The sequence below is a fragment of the Neisseria sp. P0022.S010 genome, from assembly GCF_051956635.1.
On record NZ_JBQCXF010000192.1, the window covers coordinates 1 to 5,276 of the forward strand.

Below are 5,276 nucleotides of genomic sequence, written 5' to 3' on the forward strand. Positions count from 1 at the left end.
CCATATGCAGAATTAAAAACACACAACAGGCCGTCTGAAAGGGCCATTGGAGACACAAAATGATTATTGATGTAAAAGTACCTATGCTGTCTGAAAGCGTATCTGAAGGCACGCTCTTGGAATGGAAGAAAAAAGTTGGCGAAGCAGTTGCCCGTGACGAAATCCTGATCGATATCGAAACTGACAAAGTGGTTTTGGAAGTACCTTCTCCACAAGCCGGCGTATTGGTTGAAATCGTAGCTCAAGACGGTGAAACCGTTGTTGCCGACCAAGTTTTGGCGCGCATCGATACAGCTGCTACTGCCGCTGCTGAAGCCCCAGTCGCCGCTCCTGCAGAAGCTGCCCCAGCTGCCGCTCCTGCTGCTGCACAAAATAATGCCGCTATGCCTGCTGCCGCCAAACTGGCTGCCGAGACCGGTGTTGACGTGAACGCATTGCAAGGTTCCGGCCGTGACGGTCGCGTATTGAAAGAAGACGTACAAAATGCCGCTGCCAAACCTGCCGCAGCTGCTGCTCCTGCTGTTGCACTTCCTGCCGGCGCACGTCCTGAAGAACGCGTACCAATGAGCCGCCTGCGTGCCCGTGTTGCAGAACGCCTCTTGGCTTCTCAGCAAGAAAACGCCATTCTGACTACATTCAACGAAGTCAACATGAAACCAATCATGGACTTGCGTGCGAAGTACAAAGAAAAATTCGAGAAAGAACACGGCGTGAAATTGGGCTTTATGTCTTTCTTCGTTAAAGCCGCTGTTGCCGCCCTGAAAAAATACCCGGTTGTGAATGCTTCTGTTGACGGCAAAGACATCGTATACCACGGCTACTTCGACATCGGTATCGCGATTGGCAGCCCACGCGGTTTGGTTGTGCCAATCCTGCGCGATGCTGACCAAATGAGCATTGCCGACATCGAACAAGCAATTGTTGATTACGCGAAAAAAGCCAAAGACGGCAAAATCGCTATCGAAGATCTGACCGGCGGTACATTCAGTATTACCAACGGCGGTACTTTCGGTTCTATGATGTCTACCCCGATTATCAACCCGCCTCAATCTGCGATTTTGGGTATGCACGCCACTAAAGAGCGCGCTGTGGTTGAAAACGGCCAAGTTGTTGTCCGTCCAATGATGTATCTGGCTCTGTCTTACGACCACCGTATCATCGACGGCCGCGAAGCTGTATTGACCTTGGTAGCCATTAAAGATGCGTTGGAAGACCCAGCTCGCCTGTTGTTGGATCTGTAATCGTTTCAGACGGCCTTTTATTTGTTAATGAAAAGGCCGTCTGAATTTTTATTTAGATGTAGCGTAATGTAGTATCGTGCTACAATAGGCTCAACGAACGATTGAGGCCGTCTGAAACATTTGATTCGAATGAATCGACAGATATGGACTTTCAGACGGCCTTTTCTTAAAACCATCAAAACGCAGTCATTCAAAATAAAAAAGAAACAAAAAGTATCGTTTTTATTTTGAGATACTGCAAAAGCAAAGGATGACACGATGTCTCAATATGATGTAGTAGTGATTGGTGCTGGCCCGGGCGGATACGTTGCCGCCATCCGTGCCGCGCAACTGGGTTTCAAAACCGCTTGCGTCGACGCAGGCGTTAACAAAGCAGGCAATGCCCCTGCATTGGGCGGTACTTGCTTGAACGTAGGTTGTATCCCTTCTAAAGCCCTGTTGCAATCCAGCGAACATTTCCACGCTGCGCAACACGAGTTTGCCGAACACGGTATCACTGTCGGCGACGTAAAATTCGACGCGGCCAAAATGATTGAGCGCAAAGATGCCATCGTAACCAAACTGACCGGCGGCGTGAAATTCCTGTTCCAAAAAAACAAAGTAACCAGCCTGTTCGGTACTGCTTCCTTTGCCGGTAAAAATGGCGATGCTTACCAAATCGAAGTCGATAACAAAGGCGAGAAAACCGTTATCGAAGCCAAACACGTCATCGTAGCCACCGGTTCCGTACCGCGTCCGCTGCCACAAGTCGCTATCGACAACGTGAACGTATTGGATAACGAAGGCGCATTGAACCTGACCGAAGTACCTGCCAAACTCGGCGTGATCGGTTCTGGCGTGATTGGTTTGGAAATGGGTTCCGTATGGAACCGCGTGGGTGCAGAAGTTACCATTCTTGAAGCTGCGCCGACCTTCCTGGCTGCTGCCGACCAACAAATCGCCAAAGAAGCCTTTAAATACTTCACCAAAGAGCAAGGTCTGAGCATCGAATTGGGCGTGAAAATCGGCGACATCAAATCTGAAGGCAAAGGCGTTTCCGTTGCTTACGAAACTGCTGCCGGCGAAGCCAAAACCGAAGTATTCGACAAACTGATCGTTGCCATCGGCCGTATTCCAAACACCAAAGGCCTGAACGCCGAAGCCGTAGGCTTGGAAAAAGACGAGCGTGGCTTTATCAAAGTAGATGGCGAATGCCGTACCAACCTGCCTAACGTATGGGCAATCGGCGACGTGGTTCGCGGCCCGATGTTGGCACACAAAGCCAGCGACGAAGGCGTTGCCGTTGCCGAGCGTATTGCCGGTCAAAAACCGCATATCGACTTCAACAACGTGCCGTTTGTAATTTACACCGACCCTGAAATCGCTTGGGTGGGTAAAACCGAAGAACAGCTCAAAGCCGAAGGCGTGGAGTACAAAAAAGGTACTTCAGGTTTCGGTGCAAACGGTCGCGCATTGGCAATGGGCAAAGCCAAAGGTACGGTTAAAGTATTGGCAGATGCCAAAACCGACCGCATCTTGGGCGTACACATGATTGGCCCGGTTGTCAGCGAATTGGTTACTGAAGGCGTGACTGCGCTTGAATTCTTTGCCAGCAGCGAAGACATCGCCCGCATTATCCATGCCCACCCAACCTTGTCCGAAGTGGTTCACGAAGCTGCATTGGCGGCCGACAAACGCGCTTTGCACGGTTGATAGACATTAAGGCCGTCTGAAATTTTTCAGACGGCCTTAAGGCCTCCGACAAATTGAATGTTCCGATAGCTTCGTTTTCTGATTTATAATTCCGTCAGGCAAACACACAGCATTTACATTCATTATGAACAAAGAAATAGTCGGTATTTTCTTTATACCGATGGGCATCATCAGCATGTGTATGGCTGCATTGTGGCAAATGTATGTGATGATGACCGAAACTTATACGCTCAACCGTTTCAAAGATAAAGAATTGGTTTGGCGCGTGGCATTGTTGTTTATCAGTTTCAGCCTTGCCGTTTATCTACTCTGCCCGAATTCGCGTAAAAAAGGCATCGTCTTTTTTATTCTCGGGGGAGGCGGTGCAACCATGTATCTGCTGGCGCGGATGTGGTTGCCCTTCAGTAAATAGTAGGGCCGTCTGAAAATATGGGATTGGCCGCAGGGCGATTCCTAAAACCCACTCACCTTAAGGAGAAATCCATGAATTTACACGAGTATCAGGCTAAAGAACTGCTGGCTAGCTACGGTTTGCCCGTACAAGGCGGTATTTTGGCACACAACGGCGAAGAAGCCGCTGCAGCTTACGACAAATTGGGCGGCAAATTCGCTGTTGTCAAAGCACAAGTACACGCCGGCGGCCGCGGTAAAGCGGGCGGCGTAAAAGTCGTTAAAAGCCGCGAAGAAGCTAAAGAAGTGGCTGAAAGCCTGATTGGCACCAACTTGGTAACTTACCAAACCGATGCCAACGGCCAACCTGTCAACAGCGTTTTGGTTTGCGAAGATATGTATCCTGTTCAAACCGAGCTGTACTTGGGCGCAGTGGTTGACCGTTCTACCCGCCGCGTTACATTCATGGCTTCTACCGAAGGTGGCGTGGAAATCGAAAAAGTTGCTGCCGAAACTCCTGAAAAAATCTTCAAAGTAACCGTTGATCCGCTGGTCGGCCTGCAACCTTGCCAAGCTCGCGAAGTTGCCTTCCAACTGGGCTTGAAAGACAAACAAATCAACGAGTTCGTCAAACTGATGACCGGCGCGTACAAAGCGTTTATCGAAAACGACTTCGCCCTGTTTGAAGTAAACCCATTGGCAGTTCGCGAAAACGGCGCACTGGCTTGCGTGGACGGCAAAATCGGCATCGACAGCAACGCGCTCTACCGCCTGCCAAAAATCGCTGAATTGCGCGACAAATCTCAAGAAAACGAACGTGAGCTGAAAGCTTCTGAATTCGACCTGAACTATGTTGCCCTGGAAGGCAACATCGGCTGTATGGTTAACGGTGCCGGTTTGGCGATGGCCACTATGGACATCATCAAACTCAAAGGTGGCCAACCTGCCAACTTCTTGGACGTTGGCGGCGGTGCAACCAAAGACCGCGTGGTTGAAGCGTTCAAACTGATTCTGGAAGACAAATCCGTTAAAGGCGTATTGATCAACATCTTCGGTGGTATCGTACGTTGCGACATGATTGCGGAAGCCATCGTGGCAGCCGTTAAAGAAATCAACGTCAACGTTCCTGTTGTTGTTCGTTTGGAAGGTAACAACGCCGAACTCGGCGCGAAAATCCTGAACGAATCAGGTCTGAAACTGACTTCTGCAGACGGCCTGAATGACGCAGCCGAAAAAATTGTTGCAGCCGTAAACGCCTAAGGAGAAAAGAATGAGCGTATTGATTAATAAAGACACCAAAGTATTGGTTCAAGGTTTCACCGGTAAAAACGGTACTTTCCACTCCGAACAAGCTCTGGCTTACGGCACTAAAGTTGTCGGCGGCGTTACCCCGGGCAAAGGCGGTCAAACCCACCTGAACCTGCCTGTATTCAACACCATGAAAGAAGCCGTTAAAGAAACCGGCGCTGACGCATCTGTAATTTACGTTCCCGCTCCGTTTGTTTTGGACTCTATCGTTGAAGCAGTTGATTCAGGCGTAGGCTTGGTCGTTGTGATTACCGAAGGCGTGCCTACTCTGGACATGCTCAAAGCCAAACGTTACTTGGAAACCAACGGCAACGGTACCCGCTTGGTCGGCCCTAACTGCCCAGGCGTGATTACTCCGGGTGAGTGCAAAATCGGTATTATGCCGGGCCACATCCACACTCCGGGCCGCATCGGTATTATTTCCCGTTCCGGTACATTGACTTACGAAGCTGTGGCACAAACCACCAAACTGGGCTTGGGTCAATCAACCTGTATCGGTATCGGCGGCGACCCGATTCCTGGTATGAACCAAATCGACGCACTGAAACTCTTCCAAGAAGACCCAGATACCGACGCCATCATCATGATCGGTGAAATCGGCGGTACTGCGGAAGAAGAAGCAGCCGAATACATCCAATCCAACGT

The 5,276-nt window shown here is 50.0% G+C and carries 5 protein-coding genes; all 5 read left to right on the top strand.

What is annotated here, in order from left to right; genetic code table 11:
• Positions 1-59 precede the first annotated feature (59 nt).
• On the top strand, positions 60-1,241 hold the full coding sequence (gene odhB / locus ACTHUT_RS13430; RefSeq protein WP_002219391.1) for a 2-oxoglutarate dehydrogenase complex dihydrolipoyllysine-residue succinyltransferase: 1,182 nt from the start codon (positions 60-62) through the stop codon (positions 1,239-1,241).
• A gap of 258 nt (positions 1,242-1,499) precedes the next feature.
• Positions 1,500-2,933: a dihydrolipoyl dehydrogenase gene (gene lpdA / locus ACTHUT_RS13435; RefSeq protein ID WP_002225317.1), complete on the top strand. Its 1,434-nt coding sequence runs from the start codon at positions 1,500-1,502 to the stop codon at positions 2,931-2,933.
• A gap of 124 nt (positions 2,934-3,057) precedes the next feature.
• Entirely contained in the window at positions 3,058-3,345 is a 288-nt protein-coding gene (locus tag ACTHUT_RS13440; RefSeq protein WP_004519272.1) for a hypothetical protein, read from the top strand.
• 71 nt (positions 3,346-3,416) lie between these two features.
• Positions 3,417-4,583, top strand: a complete 1,167-nt coding sequence (gene sucC / locus ACTHUT_RS13445; RefSeq protein WP_003675098.1) for an ADP-forming succinate--CoA ligase subunit beta — start codon at positions 3,417-3,419, stop codon at positions 4,581-4,583.
• Positions 4,584-4,593: 10 nt separating this feature from the next.
• Positions 4,594-5,276: succinate--CoA ligase subunit alpha (gene sucD, locus ACTHUT_RS13450; protein ID WP_440418884.1), on the top strand; the 683-nt coding region annotated here is incomplete at its 3' end.